Source organism: Microbacterium sp. GW821-FHT01D02 (genome assembly GCF_059422585.1).
Map to the genome: position 1 here is coordinate 1 of NZ_JBWKXB010000008.1, position 726 is coordinate 726.

At 68.7% G+C, this 726-nt stretch carries 1 protein-coding gene; it reads right to left on the reverse strand.

The features are described 5' to 3' along the window. Window positions 1–690: DUF7507 domain-containing protein (locus AC07VM_RS18920; RefSeq protein ID WP_494912778.1), on the reverse strand; the 690-nt coding region annotated here is incomplete at its 3' end. Between the last annotated feature and the right edge of the window lie 36 nt (window positions 691–726).

The following is a 726-nucleotide window of genomic DNA, read 5'->3' on the forward strand; positions in this document are numbered from 1 at the left end:
CGGCGGGGTGGCGGTCACCGTGGCCGTGTTGGTCACACCACCCGCGTCGATGTCCGCCTGGGTCACGACGTAGGTCGCCTCGCACGTGACCGATGCGTCCGGCGCCAAAGACGCGGCCTCGTCCGGGCACTCGACCACGGGCGCGGTTCCGGTGCCGGTGAAGTCCGTGTCCGTGACGGTGACATCCATCAGCGTGACGTTGCCGGTGTTCGTCGCGAGAAACGAGTAGGTGATCGTCTGACCGGCGGCGGTCAGCTCCGTGAGGTCGGCCGACTTCACCACGGTCATCCCCGGCGCACTGGGAACCGTGACGATCGCGGTCGACGGCGGAGACACCGGCGGCTCGAGATCACCAGGAGGAGTGCCGGTCGCGGTCGCCGTGTTGGTGACCTGTCCGGCATCGACATCAGCCTGAGTCGCGACGTACGACGCCTCGCACGTCACCGACGCCCCCGGAGCCAGCGACGAGGCCTCGTCCGGGCACGCGATCACAGGCGCGGTCCCCGTACCGGTGAAGTCCGTGTCCGCGACGGCGATTTCCGTCAGTGTCACGTTGCCGGTGTTCGTGACCAGGAACCCATACGAGACCGTGTCACCAGCCGCATCGATCGACGTCGGATCCGCAGACTTCACCACCGTGATCGCCGGTGTGGAGTCAGCAGGGAGTTCGACGGTCGACGGCGGGGACACCGGCGGCTCGAGGTCGCCCGGAGGCGTGCCGGTCGC